General features: G+C 51.7%; 20 protein-coding genes. 7 read left to right on the top strand and 13 right to left on the bottom strand.

Translation table 11 applies throughout. From position 1 onward, the window contains the following. Positions 1 to 23: 23 nt before the first annotated feature. A complete protein-coding gene (locus tag NBA72_RS21085) occupies positions 24 to 1,037 on the top strand; it encodes an NAD-dependent epimerase/dehydratase family protein (protein ID WP_000866903.1) in 1,014 nt (337 codons plus the stop codon). Here the strand turns inward: NBA72_RS21085 and NBA72_RS21080 are convergent. Next, positions 1,034 to 1,864 carry an N-acetylmuramoyl-L-alanine amidase gene (locus NBA72_RS21080; protein WP_001202293.1) on the bottom strand — a complete coding sequence of 277 codons (831 nt, stop codon included), beginning with the start codon at positions 1,862 to 1,864 and terminating at the stop codon, positions 1,034 to 1,036. The two genes, NBA72_RS21085 and NBA72_RS21080, sit on opposite strands and share 4 nt — an antisense overlap. Further along, a complete protein-coding gene (locus NBA72_RS21075) occupies positions 1,861 to 2,184 on the bottom strand; it encodes a heavy metal-binding domain-containing protein (RefSeq protein ID WP_001160725.1) in 324 nt (107 codons plus the stop codon). The genes NBA72_RS21080 and NBA72_RS21075 overlap by 4 nt, the downstream gene beginning before the upstream one ends. A 127-nt stretch (positions 2,185 to 2,311) precedes the next feature. Between NBA72_RS21075 and NBA72_RS21070 the strand changes: the two genes are divergently transcribed. The 6 genes from NBA72_RS21070 to artJ all read left to right on the top strand — a co-directional run bounded on the left by NBA72_RS21070 (position 2,312) and on the right by artJ (position 6,893). Next, the gene (locus NBA72_RS21070; protein ID WP_001270724.1) at positions 2,312 to 2,827 is read left to right on the top strand and encodes a lipoprotein; all 516 of its coding nucleotides are present in this window, start codon (positions 2,312 to 2,314) and stop codon (positions 2,825 to 2,827) included. Positions 2,828 to 3,056: 229 nt separating this feature from the next. Then, positions 3,057 to 3,785 (top strand): arginine ABC transporter ATP-binding protein ArtP, encoded by a 729-nt coding sequence (gene artP / locus NBA72_RS21065; protein WP_000027186.1) that lies wholly within the window; start codon positions 3,057 to 3,059, stop codon positions 3,783 to 3,785. A 17-nt stretch (positions 3,786 to 3,802) separates the two neighbouring features. Then, positions 3,803 to 4,534, top strand: a complete 732-nt coding sequence (gene artI / locus NBA72_RS21060; RefSeq protein ID WP_000756586.1) for an arginine ABC transporter substrate-binding protein ArtI — start codon at positions 3,803 to 3,805, stop codon at positions 4,532 to 4,534. A 6-nt stretch (positions 4,535 to 4,540) separates the two neighbouring features. Then, positions 4,541 to 5,257, top strand: coding sequence for an arginine ABC transporter permease ArtQ (artQ, locus tag NBA72_RS21055; RefSeq protein WP_001001677.1), 717 nt, complete (start codon positions 4,541 to 4,543; stop codon positions 5,255 to 5,257). Next, positions 5,257 to 5,925, top strand: a complete 669-nt coding sequence (gene artM, locus NBA72_RS21050; protein WP_000895396.1) for an arginine ABC transporter permease ArtM — start codon at positions 5,257 to 5,259, stop codon at positions 5,923 to 5,925. Before artQ ends, artM begins: the two co-directional genes overlap by 1 nt. Positions 5,926 to 6,161: 236 nt before the next feature. Beyond that, a complete protein-coding gene (gene artJ, locus NBA72_RS21045; protein ID WP_000737538.1) occupies positions 6,162 to 6,893 on the top strand; it encodes an arginine ABC transporter substrate-binding protein ArtJ in 732 nt (243 codons plus the stop codon). A 218-nt stretch (positions 6,894 to 7,111) separates the two neighbouring features. Here the strand turns inward: artJ and NBA72_RS21040 are convergent, their stop codons facing one another. The 11 genes from NBA72_RS21040 to rimK all read right to left on the bottom strand — a co-directional run bounded on the left by NBA72_RS21040 (position 7,112) and on the right by rimK (position 18,267). After that, positions 7,112 to 8,599 carry a sulfatase gene (locus NBA72_RS21040; protein ID WP_042949794.1) on the bottom strand — a complete coding sequence of 496 codons (1,488 nt, stop codon included), beginning with the start codon at positions 8,597 to 8,599 and terminating at the stop codon, positions 7,112 to 7,114. A 9-nt stretch (positions 8,600 to 8,608) separates the two neighbouring features. Then, positions 8,609 to 8,929, bottom strand: a complete 321-nt coding sequence (locus tag NBA72_RS21035) for a PTS sugar transporter subunit IIB (RefSeq protein ID WP_000655399.1) — start codon at positions 8,927 to 8,929, stop codon at positions 8,609 to 8,611. 29 nt (positions 8,930 to 8,958) lie between these two features. Beyond that, positions 8,959 to 10,302, bottom strand: coding sequence for a PTS sugar transporter subunit IIC (locus NBA72_RS21030; protein ID WP_000399323.1), 1,344 nt, complete (start codon positions 10,300 to 10,302; stop codon positions 8,959 to 8,961). A gap of 282 nt (positions 10,303 to 10,584) precedes the next feature. Next, complete coding sequence (gene rlmC, locus NBA72_RS21025) at positions 10,585 to 11,715, bottom strand: 23S rRNA (uracil(747)-C(5))-methyltransferase RlmC (protein ID WP_024157315.1); 1,131 nt, start codon at positions 11,713 to 11,715, stop codon at positions 10,585 to 10,587. Positions 11,716 to 11,757: 42 nt separating this feature from the next. Next, positions 11,758 to 12,231 (bottom strand): YbjO family protein, encoded by a 474-nt coding sequence (locus NBA72_RS21020; RefSeq protein WP_000505788.1) that lies wholly within the window; start codon positions 12,229 to 12,231, stop codon positions 11,758 to 11,760. Positions 12,232 to 12,304: 73 nt separating this feature from the next. Continuing rightward, the gene (gene potI / locus NBA72_RS21015; protein WP_001061629.1) at positions 12,305 to 13,150 is read right to left on the bottom strand and encodes a putrescine ABC transporter permease PotI; all 846 of its coding nucleotides are present in this window, start codon (positions 13,148 to 13,150) and stop codon (positions 12,305 to 12,307) included. After that, positions 13,147 to 14,100 (bottom strand): putrescine ABC transporter permease PotH, encoded by a 954-nt coding sequence (gene potH, locus NBA72_RS21010; protein ID WP_000105453.1) that lies wholly within the window; start codon positions 14,098 to 14,100, stop codon positions 13,147 to 13,149. Before potH ends, potI begins: the two co-directional genes overlap by 4 nt. A gap of 9 nt (positions 14,101 to 14,109) precedes the next feature. Further along, positions 14,110 to 15,243: a putrescine ABC transporter ATP-binding subunit PotG gene (gene potG / locus NBA72_RS21005; protein WP_001000698.1), complete on the bottom strand. Its 1,134-nt coding sequence runs from the start codon at positions 15,241 to 15,243 to the stop codon at positions 14,110 to 14,112. An 87-nt stretch (positions 15,244 to 15,330) separates the two neighbouring features. Beyond that, on the bottom strand, positions 15,331 to 16,443 hold the full coding sequence (gene potF / locus NBA72_RS21000) for a spermidine/putrescine ABC transporter substrate-binding protein PotF (protein WP_000125769.1): 1,113 nt from the start codon (positions 16,441 to 16,443) through the stop codon (positions 15,331 to 15,333). A gap of 348 nt (positions 16,444 to 16,791) precedes the next feature. Continuing rightward, the gene (locus NBA72_RS20995) at positions 16,792 to 17,268 is read right to left on the bottom strand and encodes a YbjN domain-containing protein (RefSeq protein WP_000624814.1); all 477 of its coding nucleotides are present in this window, start codon (positions 17,266 to 17,268) and stop codon (positions 16,792 to 16,794) included. A 96-nt stretch (positions 17,269 to 17,364) separates the two neighbouring features. Beyond that, positions 17,365 to 18,267 (bottom strand): 30S ribosomal protein S6--L-glutamate ligase, encoded by a 903-nt coding sequence (rimK, locus tag NBA72_RS20990; protein WP_000684361.1) that lies wholly within the window; start codon positions 18,265 to 18,267, stop codon positions 17,365 to 17,367. Between the last annotated feature and the right edge of the window lie 35 nt (positions 18,268 to 18,302).

Here is an 18,302-nt window from a genome sequence, read left to right as displayed (position 1 = left end):
TTTATTAAACACAGTGGATTGATATGAAGGTACTGGTTACCGGCGCCACCAGCGGCTTAGGTCGAAACGCGGTTGAATTTTTGCGCAATAAAGGCATCAGCGTCAGAGCGACGGGTCGCAATGAAGCGATGGGCAAGCTGCTTGAAAAAATGGGCGCGGAATTCGTCCATGCGGATTTAACCGAACTGGTCTCCTCGCAGGCTAAAGTGATGCTCGCCGGGATCGACACGTTGTGGCACTGCTCCAGCTTTACCTCGCCCTGGGGAACCCAACAAGCTTTCGATCTGGCGAATGTTCGCGCCACCCGCCGCCTGGGAGAATGGGCGGTCGCCTGGGGCGTGCGCAATTTTATTCATATCTCCTCTCCCTCACTCTATTTTGATTACCACCATCACCGTGATATCAAAGAGGATTTCCGTCCGCATCGGTTTGCCAATGAGTTCGCCCGCAGTAAAGCCGCCGGCGAAGAGGTGATTAATCTGCTGGCGCAGGCCAATCCGCAAACACGTTTTACGGTGTTACGTCCGCAAAGCCTGTTTGGCCCGCACGATAAAGTATTTATCCCACGTCTGGCGCATATGATGCACCATTACGGTAGCGTCTTATTACCGCACGGGGGCAGCGCGCTGGTCGATATGACCTACTATGAAAATGCGATCCACGCCATGTGGCTGGCCAGCCAGCCGGGCTGCGATCATCTGCCTTCTGGCCGCGCTTATAACATCACTAACGGCGAAAACCGCACCTTACGCAGCATCGTACAAAAGTTAATTGATGAACTGTCTATCGACTGCCGCATTCGCTCTGTGCCTTACCCGATGCTGGATATGATCGCCCGCAGTATGGAGCGCTTCGGCAAAAAATCCGCCAAAGAGCCCCCGCTAACGCATTACGGCGTGTCAAAACTGAATTTTGATTTTACGCTCGATACAACTCGCGCGCAGGACGAGTTGGGCTACCAGCCCATCGTCACGCTGGACGAAGGCATTGAGCGCACCGCCGCCTGGCTGCGCGATCACGGAAATTTACCGCGTTAATCCTGGCCGTACTTCTCCAGTAATGCTTCGGCAATCGCCTGCGTTTCGGCATCTGCGATACCGTTCCATTGCGCCGGACGGAAGTGCATCTGGAACGCCATAATCACCCGCTGTTGCTCGCGCGCCGTCATATCGGCTTTGACTTCATAGCCATAGCGCGAGAGTAACGCAAGCACCGTTGCGGTATCGACTGGCGTATACGGCGCGCGTCCAGCCAGATAAAACGCCACACGCTGGGCGTCAGGCCAGGCGCCAATCCCCTGTGCCGCCAGCTCGCGCCACGGGAAGCGCGGGCCGGGATCGTCTTTACGCTGCGGCGCGATATCCGCATGGGCCACCACATTCTGCGGTTTGATGTCATAGCGCGCGATAATGTCCTTCGCTAACGGAATCAATGCCTGAATTTGCGCGGATTCAAACGGCGCGAAAGATTTCACCCCGCCGGACATTCGCCAGCCGCGATTTTCCAGCTCAATGCCAATAGACGTATCATTGAGACGCGTGGCGCCTCGCCAGAAACTGACGCCCGCATGCCAGGCCTGATCCTGTTCCGGCACCAGTTGCCAGATGCGCGGTTTACCGCCATATAATGGCGGGGTTGCGGGAATCAGGTAATGCGAACTGACGTTGCGACCCGTTAACGTCGCCAGCGAAACGTCAAAGTTTTCCGCCGTATAGTGAATCACCAGGACTTTAATGCGCGGATAGGCCGCCTGCGCCCGATGTCGGGTATCAAGCTGATATCCCTCTTTATCGATAATTCCTTTTTCGCTCGCGCAGCCTGTTAACAGCAACGCGAGACCCACCAGCCACAGTAGCGCTCTCATCGGCGCGTTTTAACCGCCGTTCCGCTGACGCTGACCATCAGCATACTGCCATCCTTGCCGACAGTTTCGTAATCAATATCGATGCCTACCACCGCATCGGCGCCCAACGCTTTAGCCTGCTCGCCAAGTTCCTGAAAAGCGATTTCACGCGCTTTACGCAGCTCTTTCTCATACGCGCCGGAACGTCCGCCGACGATATCCCGAATGCCGGCGAAAAAATCGCGGAAAATATTGGCACCTAAAATGGCTTCGCCCGTTACCACACCGCAATACTCCACGATGCTTTGTCCTTCCAGCGTTGGGGTTGTTGAAAACTGCATAGTGAATCTCCCGGGTTAGCTAAGCACACGATCTCAAACGCATTATCAAGCTGATACGCTATCATTGAAAGGATATAATTGATTATCGTAGATCGGTTTTTGCTCGATCGCCTATAAGGAAATCATCATGCGCTATTCTAAACTCTCTTTGCTCATCCCGTGCGCGCTTCTGCTTAGCGCCTGTACGACCGTCACTCCCGCCTACAAAGATAATGGCCCGCGTATCGGCGCGTGTGTGGAAGGCGGCCCGGACAGCGTGGCTCAACAATTTTACGACTACCGTATTCAACACCACAGCAATGATATCGCCGCGCTTCGCCCCTACTTGAGTGATAACCTGGCGAAATTGTTGACCGACGCCAGCCGCGATACGGAGCACCGCCAGTTGATGAGCGGCGATCTGTTCTCCAGCCGCGCTACGCTGCCGGATAGCGCCAACGTCGCCAGCGCATCAACCATTCCGAACCGAGATGCGCGCAACATTCCTCTTCGGGTAGCGTTAAAACAGGGCGATCAAAGCTGGCAGGATGAAGTGCTTATGATTCACGAAGGCTCATGCTGGGTGATTGACGACGTTCGCTATCTGGGCGGAGATGTCCATGCCCCTGCCGGTACGCTGCGCCAGTCGATAGAAAACCGTTAACAGCCAGTATTCCCCCGCTTTTGCACCCATAACCCCGTAAATTGTCTGGCATTCTGCCCGGGATGCCGACAATTCTTCTTACCTACTATTCCTTCTGCTATTTTGTGCTATGTTTAGGGAAGAATGTGGGATATATTTAACTTTTAACGCATAAATATTGCATAACTATTCTGCGAAAGGTACTATCTGCGGCTTCAATAGCTATCAGACTGCCTGTATACGAGTGTCAATGAGTATTCAATTAAACGGCATTAATTGCTTTTACGGCGCGCATCAGGCGCTGTTCGATATCACGCTGGATTGCCCCGAAGGCGAAACGCTGGTGTTGCTTGGCCCAAGCGGGGCGGGTAAAAGTTCGCTGCTGCGTGTACTCAATCTGCTTGAGATGCCGCGCTCCGGCACTCTGACTATCGCCGGGAACCATTTTGACTTTACGAAAACGCCGTCCGATAAAGCGATTCGTGAGCTACGTCAAAATGTCGGAATGGTCTTTCAGCAATATAATCTTTGGCCGCATCTCACCGTTGTGCAGAATCTGATTGAAGCGCCCTGCCGCGTACTGGGTCTGACAAAAGATCAGGCGCTGGCGCGCGCAGAAAAGCTGCTGGAGCGTCTACGTCTGAAGCCCTATAGCGATCGTTATCCGTTGCACCTTTCCGGCGGTCAGCAGCAGCGCGTCGCGATTGCCCGCGCGCTGATGATGGAGCCGCAGGTGCTGCTGTTTGATGAACCGACCGCCGCGCTGGACCCGGAAATTACCGCTCAAATCGTCAGCATTATTCATGAGCTGGCGGAAACGAACATTACTCAGGTGATCGTTACGCATGAAGTCGAAGTGGCGCGTAAGACCGCCAGTCGTGTGATTTATATGGAAAATGGTCACATCGTCGAGCACGGTGATGCGGGTTGCTTTGCCCACCCTCAGACCGAAGCGTTCAAAAACTATCTCTCTCACTAAGATTCGGGACAATGACAATGAAAAAAGTTCTGATTGCCGCGCTAATTGCAGGCTTTAGCCTTTCCGCTACAGCAGCCCAGACCATTCGTTTTGCGACCGAAGCGTCCTATCCGCCGTTCGAATCGATGGATGCTAATAACAAGATTGTCGGCTTTGACGTCGACCTGGCCAACGCGCTATGTAAAGAGATCGACGCCTCCTGTACCTTTACCAATCAGGCGTTCGACAGCCTGATCCCCAGCCTGAAATTCCGCCGCTTCGACGCTGTAATGGCGGGAATGGATATCACGCCGGAACGTGAAAAGCAGGTGCTGTTTACCACGCCATATTACGACAACTCCGCGCTGTTCGTGGGTCAGCAGGGCAAATACACCAGCGTCGATCAACTGAAAGGTAAGAAAGTCGGCGTACAGAACGGTACGACGCACCAGAAATTCATCATGGATAAGCATCCGGAAATCACCACCGTACCGTATGACAGCTATCAGAACGCGAAGCTGGATCTACAAAATGGCCGTATCGACGCTGTTTTCGGCGACACGGCGGTCGTGACCGAATGGCTGAAAGCCAATCCTAAGCTGGCGCCGGTCGGCGATAAAGTCACCGATAAAGATTATTTCGGCACCGGCCTGGGTATCGCGGTACGTCAGGGCAACACCGAGCTGCAGCAGAAATTCAATACTGCGCTGGAAAAAGTGAAGAAAGATGGGACTTACGAGACCATCTATAACAAATGGTTCCAGAAGTAATCTTTGATGAACGAATTTTTTCCTTTAGCAAGCGCCGCCGGGATGACCGTCGGCCTTGCCGTCTGTGCGCTGATCATTGGCCTCGCGTTAGCCATGTTCTTTGCCGTCTGGGAGTCCGTAAAATGGCGCCCGATTGCCTGGATAGGCTCCGCGCTGGTCACTATTTTGCGCGGCCTGCCGGAAATTCTGGTGGTGCTGTTTATCTATTTCGGCTCCTCGCAACTCCTGCTTACGCTGTCTGACGGGTTTACCCTCCATCTCGGCTTTACGCAGATCCCGGTGCAAATGGAGATTGAAAACTTTGACGTCAGTCCGTTCCTGTGCGGCGTGATTGCGTTGTCCCTGCTGTATGCGGCCTATGCGTCGCAGACGCTACGCGGCGCGCTGAAAGCCGTTCCGTCTGGTCAGTGGGAGTCGGGTCAGGCACTGGGATTATCAAAGACGGCGATTTTTTTCCGTCTGGTGATGCCGCAGATGTGGCGTCACGCCCTGCCAGGGCTGGGTAATCAGTGGCTGGTGTTGCTAAAAGATACGGCTCTGGTCAGCCTTATCAGCGTTAACGATCTGATGTTGCAGACCAAAAGTATTGCCACACGCACCCAGGAACCGTTTAACTGGTACATTATTGCGGCGGCTATTTACCTGGTCATTACGCTGATCAGTCAGTACATTCTCAAACGCATAGACCTGCGCGCGACACGTTTTGAGCGGAGGCCGGACTAATGCTTGAGTACTTACCTGAACTGCTAAAAGGGCTACACACCAGCCTGACGCTGACCGTGGCTTCTATTGCCGTCGCTTTGGTGCTGGCGTTAGTTTTTACCATTATCCTGACGCTAAAAACGCCGTTCGTGGTGTGGCTGGTGCGCGGCTATATCACGTTGTTTACCGGTACGCCGTTGTTGGTGCAAATTTTCCTGATCTACTACGGACCCGGTCAATTCCCGACCCTGCAAGAGTATCCGCTACTCTGGCATCTACTGTCTGAACCGTGGCTGTGCGCACTGATCGCGTTGTCGCTAAACAGCGCCGCTTACACGACGCAGCTATTTTATGGTGCGATTCGCGCGATTCCGGAAGGTCAGTGGCAGTCCTGTGGCGCGCTGGGGATGAGTAAGAAAGATACGCTGGCGATTTTGTTGCCCTATGCGTTTAAACGCGCCCTCTCCTCCTATTCTAATGAGGTGGTACTGGTCTTCAAAAGTACCTCGCTGGCCTATACCATCACCTTGATGGAAGTCATGGGGTACAGTCAGTTGCTCTATGGTCGTACCTACGATGTGGTGGTATTTGGCGCGGCAGGCGTAATTTACCTGGTCGTCAACGGTCTATTGACGCTGATGATGCGTTTGATTGAGCGTAAAGCCCTGGCGTTTGAGCGGCGCAATTAACCAGGCAGGATAAGGCATTCTCGCCGCCGTTCGACAATGGTCAGATGGCGCTGCGCTTATCAGGTCTACGATGCATAATATTGAATAAATCCGACGGACAAGTGGTTAACCTGTCCGTCTTTTTTTATCCATCATAAAATATTTACTCATTTTTATTGCATACAAATTCAATTAATGGCATTGTAAATCTATGCCGCAGACACGGCGCATAATCATAAGATTACGGGAGTGACATCATGAAAAAGTTAGTTCTGGCTGCATTACTCGCCTCTTTCGCCACTGGCAGCATCGCCGCTGAAAAAATCAATTTCGGGGTTTCCGCCACCTATCCCCCGTTTGAATCCCTGGATGCGAGTAATAAAATTGTGGGCTTCGATATCGATCTGGCAACCGCATTATGCAAGCAAATGCAGGCAGAATGTACTTTTACCAATCATGCTTTCGATAGTCTTATCCCGGCGCTGAAATTCAGAAAATATGATGCCGTCATTTCCGGAATGGACATTACCCCGGAGCGCAGTAAGCAGGTCGCCTTTAGCAATCCCTATTATGCGAACTCCGCGCTGGTGATTGCCAAAAAAGACACCTATAAAACCTTTACCGATCTAAAAGGTAAGCGTATCGGTATGGAAAATGGCACCACGCATCAAAAATATCTCCAGGATAAACATCCGGAGGTCAAAACCGTGGCCTACGACAGCTACCAGAATGCGATTATCGACCTGAAAAATGGCCGTATTGACGGCGTCTTTGGCGATACCGCAGTGGTCAATGAGTGGCTGAAAACGAATCCGCAACTGGGTCCGGCAACAGAGAAAGTGACCGATCCGCAATACTTCGGTACCGGACTTGGCATCGCGGTGCGCCCGGACAATAAGGCGTTGCTGGAAAAACTGAATAATGCGCTGGCCGCCATTAAAGCGGACGGCACTTATCAGAAAATCAGCGATCAGTGGTTCCCGCAGTAAGACGTATATTATTACCCCACTGTATTGCGAAATGGCAGTATAAATACCTTATTCAGCCCACGAGTCGCCATCGGAAACTATCCTGGCCTGATAAGCGTAGCGCCATTGGGCATTCTACAGTTTGTCATCAGTCTCAAACGCCTGCATCAACAGGCGATTCGGACTAATACTTGCCGGGTGACGCTGACGCGCACCCGGCTTACAACATTATTATGTTTTTAGACAACATCCAGACCCAGACGGCGATATTGCTCCGCCGGAGCATCATTTTCTTTCATCAAACGGATAAGTAAGTTAATCATCCTTGCTTCGATGGCCTCATCATGAAGGGGATGTTGCTGCTGCGGATCGTCTCTGAGATCAAACAAGAGATGACCAAAGCTATTCACACCTTTATATTTTTCCCTGGCCGGAATACTTAATACCTGAAGCCCTTTAGTGAATTTAAACGGAGGTGCCAGAGATAATTTTCCCAGTTCATCCACGTCATAACGCGCATTCATCTTGATCGGCATTAACGTGTAGTTCGCAATGTCATGCTCACGCCCCGGCTGCGCGGCCCGCATATAAACATAGCGTCCGTCGGTAACATTAACATGTCCGCTAAACACGCCAAACAGCGCGCCTTCCCTGACGGGTTCATCACTGGCAATGACTTTCGCCAGCGGTTGGCCCTGCATATCTGCGGGAATAGGTTGCTGAAAATAATCCAGTAGCGTTGGCGCCCAGTCAATCATCTGCACCAGCGACTGCCGTCGCGCTCCGCATACCGCGCTGCGCGGGTCCCAGATAAACAGCGGGTTATTCGCCACCTCGTTATAATAGGGCATTTGATTTTTAGCCCACCAACCGTGCTCCCCCAGCAAGAAGCCGTGATCGGTACCGACAATCAGCATCGTATCGCGCCAGAGATCGTGTTCATCCATCAGATCAAGGATACGTCCCAGATTGCGGTCGCACATGGAAACCAGGGCCCGATAACGACAGCGAATATGCGCTATCGCCTCCTCACTTTCACTGACTTTGCCGCGCGGCCAGTCATAATGCGGGCCTTGCCACTCATCGTCATAGAGCGATAAATATTCCTCGGTGGTATAAAACGGCTCATGCGGATCAAACGTCTCAACCTGCAATAACCAGTTATCTTCGGCATGATTTTTATGGATAAAATCGCACCCGGCGTCAAAAACTTTCGTCTGGGGAAAATCGGCTTCCTGCTGGATGTATTCGCGGTTCGCCCAGTCATGACGCCATAGCCCGGAAACGCCGCCTCCGGTTTGTTTTTGTGGAACGCGCAGTACTTCCGGAATGGGCGGCTCGCCAACACTTGCCTTCCAGTGATCGCCCTCCTGACCGCGTACTACGTCCCAGGAGCTATAGCGGTTATGGTAGTTACCGCCGCCGTCTTCCCAGTAATGCAGATGATCGCTGATAAGATGGGTGTAGATCCCCGCTTTTTTCAATAATTCCGGCATGGAATCATCAAAGGGTTCCAGCGGCCCCCACTCACGATGCAGGAAATTATAGCGCCCGGTGTGCAGTTCCCGACGGGCTGGCATACAGGGCATACTGCCGACATAACTATTGTCAAAGGTGGCGGCATGTGCCGCCAGGCGTTGAAAGTTAGGCGCTTTCGTTAGCAAATCACCATAGGGCGGCAAATAGTTTTTATTCAGACTGTCAAACAGCAGAATAATCGCTTTCATGACTCACCCTCATTTATTGAGCAGGTGCGGAAAATTTTTCTCTACCACATCGTAAATCTGTTTACCTATTGATTCGCCATCCATGATATTTTCAATGGGAATGAGATATTGTCCGTGTTTAGGATCGAGGCTAACAACATCAAGCAATTTTTTCGAAATCGCATAAATATCTGCCCAGTCGGTAAATCCACCGACCTCTCCCGCTGCCGTATGCTCCATATCAAAAGAGAAGTCATATTTTGCTAACGCTTTTTTAACAACAGTCTGTAACATTACGCTACTGCCTACACCATAACCGCATACGAATAAAATATTTACAGAATCTTTCATAATAAAATCCTTTATATAAACCGAATCAATTAAATGGAATAAGGACCAAGATGGAACGTTGAAGCAATAAATTTCAGTAATTCACAAATTGCAGGCCACAGAGTCGCCCAGTCAAATATTCCCGTCCAGCCCACGCCTTCTTTTGCCAGCCCGGTTAAAGGAATGGCCCATACCGTACCGAAAGTCTGAATAATCCCTAGAAGGAAAGTACAAATAATAACGGAACGATATCCCCCCATTCGGTTGGCTAATACGCCGATGGGACCGCCGGAAAAGAAGAGCGGAACAAAACCAGGCAATACCATAATAGGGCTATGGATGAGCAGCAGAATGCCCATGGAAAAAATCGTGCCGAAGGTACAAAAGACGAATCCCAGCGTGGCCGCGTTCGGCGAAAAAGGTAATAAAGCAGCAACATCCACAGCCGGTATAGCGTTAGGAATAAAGCGATCCTGCCATCCTTTAAACGAACCGTTAATTTCACCAACCATCATCCGCACGCCCTGCAGCAAGATGACCATATACATAGAGAATTGCAGGCCCAGATTGATGATATAGATATACCAGGGTTTGCCTTTCGCCATTAACTGTACGTTATCGATCCCTGTCGCCAATAGAAAACCGCCAACGAAGAGAGTCATCACAATGGCGATTGCCGTCACGTTGTGGTTAAAAATGGCTAACCAACCGGGAAGTTTCAGGTTTTCGGCGTCATGCTTTTCCGGATCGCCGAATTTATGCGCGAATTTCGAGAAAAACCACAGTCCCAGCATCTGGTTATGCGCAATGGTAAAACCGGCGTTATTGGTCACTTTGGCGATGGGTTTAACAATAAGCGTAGTTGAAAACGCCCAAAAGACCCCGGTCAATACCCCGGCAATTACAATGGATTGTACCCAACCGAACCCCAGCCAGAAGACGATTAACCACAGTACTGCCTGTGAATGAGAGACCCCGGTATTACCGGTAAGAAATATACCTTTTGCGCCGGTATAACGGCCAAATAAAACTAATAACAGGTTAGTAAAAAACGCCAGTACAAAAACGTATCCTACATAGCCGAAATTATCGCCCAGCGCTATTTGCGTCGCGGCTTTCATGGCGTATGAATCCATTAAGTATCCATGCACGCCATAAGCCTTGCTGACTGCCTCTGCAACCGGTTTAAAAGTGGCTGAAAATTGAAAGCCGCCAAATAACACCATCATCAAACCGACCATCGCGCTGATCATACCGGTGATAATTTTTATAGGCGTCTTTTTATCCAGCGCATAGCCAACACCGACTAATATCCCAATTAATATTGCCGGTTCAGTTAAAAACGTTTGAATAACATCTATAAATTTGGCAAACATCGTCTGAACGCCCTCCATAAGCGTGCCTATTCGTTGTCATGATTGACCCCTTTACTGACGTTACGTATTGCTTCGCTGATGCTATTGAAAGTTACCCGATAAACCACCTTGTCTGATTTTGCCTTACACGCACTGTAATAATCAAAAGTAGTCATTAAAAGATTTAAAGTGATTATTTGTGATTTGATTTGCAAAAATAGGATGATATATAAATACAATCAATTGAATTAAATAATCAATTGATTGTATTTATTATTTTTATGGAATAGTTAAGGGATAACAATAAATATTGTGAATATATTATATTGACCTGCGCAGTAACGCTAAAACCTCATAATGCGCGGTATGCGGGAACATATCGAAAAGCTGAACACGTTGAATACGGTAGTTCGGCAGATGACGAATATCCTGCGCCATCGTCTGCGCGTTACAGCTCGAATAAATGATAAAACGCGGCGCCATTTGTGCAAGGTAATCGCACAACGGCTTGCCAATGCCGCGGCGGGGAGGATTCACCAACACCAGATCGGGCGTTTCGCCTTGTGCGGTGGCGAATTGGGTGGAATCCAACGCCTGGAAATGAAGGCGGCTCAATCCCAGCTCGGCAGCGGATTGCTTCGCGCAGGCAATCGCCTCCGGCGCGATCTCAATACCGGTTAATTGCATCTGCGGCGTCGCGCAGTGCAGGCCGAATCCGCCCACTCCGCAAAAAAGATCCCACATATGGCGTACCGGCAGTTGCCCTACCCAGTCGCGCGCCGTCGCATATAATCGGCTGGCGACCGTAGGGTTGGTCTGAAAGAAACTTTGCGGGCGAATCCACAGCGGCACATCGTTAAAACGTTCCGCCAGCGCCTGCTGATCCGTCAGGTAGATTTCCGTCTCCCCTTCCATAATCGCCATATGTACCGGCTGGATATTTGCGGTGATCACTCTGAGCTGCGGCAGTTGCGCGCGCAGCCACGGTAACGCCGCGCGCAGTTGCGTAAGTTTGGTTTCTGAACGCAACACGAAGCGTAGCATCATACCGCCATCGAACTGGCTTTCCGTCAGCAACAGGTATTTCAGTTCGCCGCGTTTTCGCGCCACGTTATAAGGCGTGAGTCCGGCACGGGCAATAAAAGGTTTTAGCGCGCTGAATACGGGGGCAAAGGAGGCGGGATACAGCGGGCAGCCGCAAAGATCGACCGGCGTACCGTCGCGATGCAGCATTCCGAAGAGCGGTTTTTCTACACTACCGCTCACGACCATTTTCGCTTTGTTGCGGAAATGCTGTTCCGGGCCGCCAATCGGCGCGCACCACTGTTCAACAGGCAGCCCGGCGAGCAAACGATGTAAATCGGCTGTTTTTGCGGAAAGTTGTTCGTTAACCGACTGCGTAATCCATTGACAGGAACGGCAGCGACCCGCGTCATAGAGTGCGCACTGCATACCAAAAAACCTTCATATTATCCGGGGCGACGATTATACACATTATTGCAGCCGGAAGAACCGACGGCTGGGAGCGGGAATAAACAGCAGAAACAGAATTAAAAGATCGGGGAGTTTTTGCATGACCAGGGAATGCAGGATATCACGCTTCGATTCTCCCGCGATGCTAAACAACTCCGGATACCCGTAGCCTAACGACGCCGCCCACAGATACCCACTCACAATAATTTGTGTCGCCAGGTACACCCAGCGCGCCCAGCTACGGCCTTTCACCAGCGAAAACGCACAATAAATTTCAACAAAGACCAGCACTAAGCTGGCCAGAAAGACCAGGGTTAAGCTCCACGTCTGCACGCTGCGATGAATAAACTCGCCCATCCCGCGTATGCCGAGGGTATTCATAATCATCAGCACATCGAGACCGCGAATCAAAATAATCGCCATAGCCGCAACCTGCACCAGCGTAGGCACATTTAAACGGGCATGTGATGAGGTTGATTGCTTTATAAATCCCAATGAATGTCTTCCCTGAAAATGATGCCGCGACCCGCGCGGCAACGCATTGCCATAGTGGAAGATTTTAGTGGCTTCAGCCGCGTCTTGCACGCTGGATATCGCGAATCCGCTGTTTTTCCGCTCGCGCCATCAGGTACCAGGCAATAAATCCGACGATTCCTACCACGCCGAGGATTAACGTCGCCAGCGCGTTGATTTCCGGGTTCACGCCCATGCGCACGCTGGAGAAAACCAGCATCGGTAGCGTGGTGGCGCCGGGACCGGAAACGAAGCTGGCAATCACCAGATCGTCAAGGGAAAGCGTAAAGGCCAACAGCCAGCCCGAGATCACCGCGGGCATGATCATCGGTAACGTAATGACAAAAAAGACCTTTAACGGCGCCGCGCCAAGATCCATCGCCGCCTCTTCAATCGAACGATCCAGTTCGCGTAATCGCGAAGCGATCACCACTGCCACGTAGGCGGTACAGAACGTGACGTGCGCCAACCAGATGGTCAGCATCCCGCGATCGGAGGGCCAGCCGATAGCATGACCGAGCGCGACAAACAGCAGCAGCAGCGACAGCCCGGTAATCACATCCGGCATCACCAGCGGCGCGGTGATCATAAACGCAAAGCCGTTTGCGCCGCGAAATCGTCCAAATCGCACCATCACCACCGCGGCGATAGTACCGAGCACCACCGCCATCGTCGCCGCGCAGGCGGCAATTGTCAGGCTTAGTCCCACTGCGCTCATCATGGCGGTATCCCGAAAGAGCTCGCCATACCAGCGCGTCGACCATCCCGCCCACACCGTCACCAGCTTCGAACTGTTAAACGAGTAAATCACCAACATTAACATCGGCGCATAGAGAAAAGTAAACCCCAGCACCAGAATCAGAATGCGCCAGGGCGAGCGAACGACCGGTAAGTTATTCATCCGTGCTCCCCCACACTTTTTTGCTGATGTTTATGGAACCACATGATCGGTACTATCAGCAGCAGCAACATAATAATGGCGACCGCAGAAGCCACCGGCCAGTCGCGGTTATTGAAAAACTCCTGCCACAGGACGCGACCAATCATGATACTGTCCGGCCCGCCAAGCAGTTCCGGGATCACAAACTCGCCCACCGCCGGGATAAAAACCAGCATCGAGCCGGCGATGATTCCGCCTTTGGTGAGCGGGACAATGATGCTAAAAAATGTTTTCAGCGGTCGGGCGCCGAGATCCAGCGACGCTTCCACCAGCGAATAATCAATACGCGTTAATGCGGTATAAATGGGCAGAACCATAAACGGCAGATACGCATAAACAATGCCGATATAGACGGCCAGGTTAGTGTGCAGGATCGTCAGCGGCTGATCGATAACCCCGAGCCACAGCAACACATTGTTCAGCACGCCGTTGTTTTTCAAAATGCCCATCCAGGCATAGACGCGTATTAAAAAAGACGTCCACGAGGGCAGGATCACCAACAGCAGCAGGATATTGCGCGTGGAGGGCTTGCTGTGCGCCACCGCCCACGCCAGCGGGTAGCCCAGCAGCAGGCAGCAGATTGTGGAAATACCGGCAATTTGTAACGATTGCAGATAGGCTTCGAAATAAAGCGGATCGTCGGTCAGTTGCAAAAAATTACCGAGATTGAGCGTAATCGACAACTGACCGTCAGCCCATTCCAGCAGATCGGTATACGGCGGGATCGCCCGCGCCATTTCCGCCAGGCTTATCTTAAAGACGATAAGAAACGGCAGTAAAAACAGCAGAATGAGCCAGATATAAGGCAAAGCAATAACCAGCTTACGCCCATGTTTCATTTGCATTCGCGCCAACCATAGCGCCGCGCCGCCAGGTTTACTGATGCGTGCCGGAGGTTCAAGTGTGCTCATGTTTCCCCCTTATACCGTCAGGACCACGCAGCTATCCGCTTCCCAGCACAAACGCACTTCATCGCCCCAGGTCGGTAACCCTTTCCGGTAACGGTGCGCATTCTGCAGTTGAGCGCTGATCATCTGCCCGCTTTTTAGCCGCACATGATAAATAGACAGATCGCCGAGATACGCAATATGCGCCACTTCGCCGACGGCGAAATTATAGCCATCGGCAGGCGGCGACTCACAGAGCATGATTTTTTCCGGACGTAGCGCCACATATACCGGCACATTATCAACGACAGAGGCATCTGCATCGACTTTTAACGGATGAACCAAACCGGGCGCGTCAATGACCAGACCGTCCTCTTCACGCGCTTTCAGTAAGCCCTCAAAAACATTTACCGATCCGATAAACTCGGCGCTGTAGCGGGTCGTCGGATGCTCGTAAATCTCCTCCGGTTCGCCAATTTGCACAAATTTTCCACGGTTCATGATGGCAATGCGCCCCGCCATCGTCATGGCTTCTTCCTGATCGTGCGTCACCATGACGCAGGTCACGCCGACGCGCTCAAGGATATCCACCACTTCAAGCTGCATCCGGTCGCGTAATTTTTTATCCAGCGCGCCCATCGGTTCATCCAACAAGAGCAGCTTAGGACGTTTCGCCAGGCTGCGCGCCAGGGCCACGCGCTGACGCTGACCGCCGGAAAGCTGATGCGGCTTACGTTTTGCAAACTCCTGCATGTGCACCAGACCCAGCATCTCATTGACGCGGCTGGTAATCTCCGCCTTCGGCAGTTTGTCCTGCTTCAGACCAAAAGCGATGTTCTGCTCTACCGTCATATGCGGAAACAACGCATAGGACTGAAACATCATATTAATCGGACGCTGATACGGCGGAACATGCGCCAGATCGACGCCGTCGAGCATAATTTGCCCGCTGCTCGGCGGTTCAAAACCTGCCAGCATCCGTAGCAGAGTCGATTTTCCACAACCTGACGCGCCCAGCAGGGCAAAAATCTCGCCTTTATAGATAGTCAGACTGACATCATCGACAGCATGTTGCCCGTCGAATGACTTCGTCAGGTTGCGAATTTCCAGAAGCGGCGTCAGCGCTTTACGGGTTTTCACCTGCGGGCGGTGGGGGACATCATTCACAAGGCGCTCTCCGGCATAACACAATCAAACGATACAAACGGTGGAATGCCCGATAGCGCACGCTTATCAGGCCATACCGTTAATCAATTACTTACCGCTTTTCACCTTCGTCCATGCGCGGGTGCGGACGCGATCAATCTTCGGCTCCTGCACTTTCAGGGTAAACAACTTGGCCCGCACATCCGCCGGCGGATAAATTCCCGGGTTATCGCGCACCTGCTGGCTAACCAGCGCCGTCGCCTCTTTATTCGCATTGGCGTAGAAAACGTGATCGGAAATATGGGCAATCACATCAGGGCGCAGCAGATAATTAAGGAACTGGTAGGCCTCGTCTTTATTTTTGGCGTCAGCCGGCATGGCAAACACATCAAAAAACGCCATTGCCCCCTCTTTGGGGATCGAGAAAGAGATATTGACGCCATTTTTCGCCTCTTTCGCCCGGTTAGCGGCCTGCCAGACATCGCCCGCCCAGCCGATGGCTACACAGGTATCGCCATTAGCCAGATCGTTAATGTATTGCGAGGAGTGGAAATAGCGAATGTTTGGCCGTAGCTTCAACAACAGATCGGTTGCCGGGCCGGTGTAGTCATCCGCTTTGCTGCTATTCGGATCTTTACCCAGATAGTTCAGCACGGTGGCAAAAATTTCTTCAGGCGCATCAAGGAAAGAGACACCGCAGCTTTTTAGCTTCTCCAGATTTTCCGGCTTGAGGACTAAATCCCAGCTATTCACTGGCGCATCATCTCCCAGCACCGCTTTCACTTTATCAACGTTATAGCCAATGCCCGTCGTGGCCCACATGTAGGGCATGGCGTATTTGTTGTCAGGATCGTGCTTCGCTACCAGTTTCAGCAGTTCAGGATCGAGGTTTTTCCAGCCGGGAAGTTTGCTTTTATCCAGCGGCTGAAAAACGCCCGCGGTGAGCTGGCGCTCAAGAAAACTGGCCGATGGCACCACCAGATCGAACCCGGTGCTGCCTGCCATTAACTTGCCTTCCAGCACTTCGTTAGAGTCAAAGACATCATAGATAACGTTAATCCCGGTCTCTTTTTCAAAGTTCGCCACCGTGTCCGGCGCGATATAATCTGACCAGTTATAAATGTGCAGCGTTTTTTGTTCGGCAGCGAGCGTGCCGACAGAGACGACCATCAGAGCACCCGCAACCAGACCCGATAGCCATTTTTTCTTTAAGGCGGTCATCATCGCTTTCCTTCTAAAATCCGTTAACAAATGAACCCATTAGGCGTGGTTTAAAACATGCCTGAAATGTGCATACCTTTTCATTTGATACAAATGAAGAAGAGAGGTCGCCCTCCCTGCCATCAAGCTCGCTATAGAAGCTTCGCAAGAATAACTTTAGCTAAGGTTTGAGGCTATAGCCCAGATTAAAAAACGCCTTTTATCAATTTTTTATGCAGGTTTTGTCTATGTGATAAAGCGAAATGGTCAGAAAGGAGGTGAATAATTCTTTAAATAAAGGTTAACAGCAGCATAAAAAAACGTAAACAGCAGCCGCGCTGGCAGCGACTGCCTGATTATCGCGAGGGATCAGTGAAGAAAATGGTCAACCGCGCTGGTTTTTTGCGCGTCTTCTTCCGCGTTAAACAGAAGCTGATGCGCCCCGGCCTCAAGGATCACCATAGAAATCTGCTCTTCACTTTGGCGAACAAACCATTCGAACTGTTCGTAGGTGACGCCTTGCATAACGGATAAAGACTGGCACACAACCAGTTTTGGCAGATTATCATCCTGCATATCGAGAAAGGCTTTTACCGTCAACGAACTGGCGTTGATAGCAGAGAGATCGGCCGCCAGCGGCAGCAACGCGGAAGGCCTGACCTCCGCCATCGCGGAAAAAAGAACGGTGTTGTCCACCAAATCGATTTTAGCATCGTAGACGCCGTCAAAATTCTGCATATGCGGCAAATGCAGCGCCTGGCAGGTATCACATTCGAAGAAATTCATGCCCAGGTCGTCGAGCCATTGACGCAACGTATCCAGAGTGGGAACGACCAGTGATATCATAATAATGTGCTACCTCTTACGATGACGATGAAAAAATTACCGGCACAGCTTACGCAAAAAGCGTGCTTCGTACTACGGCGGAATCCACGATTGCGATTAGCCGCCGATTTTAAGGCAAAATTCAGGCGTAGCGTGACGTTCTATCCACTGAATCATTCGCCCCGCGATATCCACGCCCGTAGTCTTTTCGATACCTTCCAGTCCCGGCGAGGCATTCACCTCCATCACCAGCGGCCCGCGCGCGGCGCGTAAAATATCGACGCCCGCCACATCCAGCCCCAGCGTCTGTGCGGCTTTGATGGCGATATCCCGTTCTCGGGGCGTGATCGTCGCGATGCTGGCCACCCCGCCACGATGAAGATTGGAGCGAAAATCACCGGCTTTCGCGCACCGCTCAATCGCCGCCACAACCTCATTGCCGACGACCAGACAACGAATATCGCATCCTTTAGCTTCGGCAATGTATTCCTGAACCAGGATATGGGCATTCAGCCCCCGAAACGCATCAATAACGCTTTCAGCAGCCTGACGCGTCTCCGCCAATACCACGCCGATCCCTTGCGTGCCTTCTACCAGCTTCACGACCAGCGGCGCCCCGCCAACCATCTTAATAAGATCGCTGGTATCATCCGGCGAATGGGCGATCCCGGTAATGGGGAGATCGATCCCCTGGCGCGCCAGAAGTTGTAGCGATCGCAGCTTATCGCGCGCGCGGGTAATGGCGACGGATTCATTCAGCGGATAGCTACCCAGTAGCTCAAACTGACGTAGCGCAGCGGTACCATAAAAGGTAATGGCCGAACCAATACGGGGAATAACGGCGTCAAAATGGGGCAGACGACGCCCCTTGTAATGGATCGACGACGCTGCAGGATTAATATTCATATAGCAGGAAAGAGGATCGAGTATCTCGACCAGATGGCCACGCCGCATCGCCGCTTCGCGCAGACGTTTGCAAGAATAGAGCGTTCCATCCCTGGACAATATGGCAATTTTCACCCTGCACCTCGCTGAAAACCCTGAAAAGCCCGCGT

This window comes from Salmonella sp. NW1250, from assembly GCF_051812965.1.
In the GTDB taxonomy this organism is placed as follows: Bacteria; Pseudomonadota; Gammaproteobacteria; order Enterobacterales; family Enterobacteriaceae; genus Salmonella; species Salmonella enterica.
Note: the sequence above shows the minus strand (reverse complement) of the source record. Positions and strands in the feature narration are given on the sequence as shown.

Bases quoted from the DNA above. Each gene is read 5' to 3' on its own strand.
- potH (WP_000105453.1), bottom strand. From the start codon at position 14,100: ATGAGCACACTTGAACCTCCGGCACGCATCAGTAAACCTGGCGGCGCG.
- artQ (WP_001001677.1), top strand. From the start codon at position 4,541: ATGAACGAATTTTTTCCTTTAGCAAGCGCCGCCGGGATGACCGTCGGC.
- artM (WP_000895396.1), top strand. From the start codon at position 5,257: ATGCTTGAGTACTTACCTGAACTGCTAAAAGGGCTACACACCAGCCTG.
- artI (WP_000756586.1), top strand. From the start codon at position 3,803: ATGAAAAAAGTTCTGATTGCCGCGCTAATTGCAGGCTTTAGCCTTTCC.
- rlmC (WP_024157315.1), bottom strand. From the start codon at position 11,715: ATGCAGTGCGCACTCTATGACGCGGGTCGCTGCCGTTCCTGTCAATGG.
- NBA72_RS21080 (WP_001202293.1), bottom strand. From the start codon at position 1,864: ATGAGAGCGCTACTGTGGCTGGTGGGTCTCGCGTTGCTGTTAACAGGC.
- NBA72_RS21070 (WP_001270724.1), top strand. From the start codon at position 2,312: ATGCGCTATTCTAAACTCTCTTTGCTCATCCCGTGCGCGCTTCTGCTT.
- potF (WP_000125769.1), bottom strand. From the start codon at position 16,443: ATGACCGCCTTAAAGAAAAAATGGCTATCGGGTCTGGTTGCGGGTGCT.
- NBA72_RS21035 (WP_000655399.1), bottom strand. From the start codon at position 8,929: ATGAAAGATTCTGTAAATATTTTATTCGTATGCGGTTATGGTGTAGGC.
- NBA72_RS21040 (WP_042949794.1), bottom strand. From the start codon at position 8,599: ATGAAAGCGATTATTCTGCTGTTTGACAGTCTGAATAAAAACTATTTG.
- artJ (WP_000737538.1), top strand. From the start codon at position 6,162: ATGAAAAAGTTAGTTCTGGCTGCATTACTCGCCTCTTTCGCCACTGGC.
- NBA72_RS20995 (WP_000624814.1), bottom strand. From the start codon at position 17,268: ATGATATCACTGGTCGTTCCCACTCTGGATACGTTGCGTCAATGGCTC.
- artP (WP_000027186.1), top strand. From the start codon at position 3,057: ATGAGTATTCAATTAAACGGCATTAATTGCTTTTACGGCGCGCATCAG.
- NBA72_RS21085 (WP_000866903.1), top strand. From the start codon at position 24: ATGAAGGTACTGGTTACCGGCGCCACCAGCGGCTTAGGTCGAAACGCG.
- potI (WP_001061629.1), bottom strand. From the start codon at position 13,150: ATGAATAACTTACCGGTCGTTCGCTCGCCCTGGCGCATTCTGATTCTG.
- NBA72_RS21075 (WP_001160725.1), bottom strand. From the start codon at position 2,184: ATGCAGTTTTCAACAACCCCAACGCTGGAAGGACAAAGCATCGTGGAG.
- NBA72_RS21030 (WP_000399323.1), bottom strand. From the start codon at position 10,302: ATGGAGGGCGTTCAGACGATGTTTGCCAAATTTATAGATGTTATTCAA.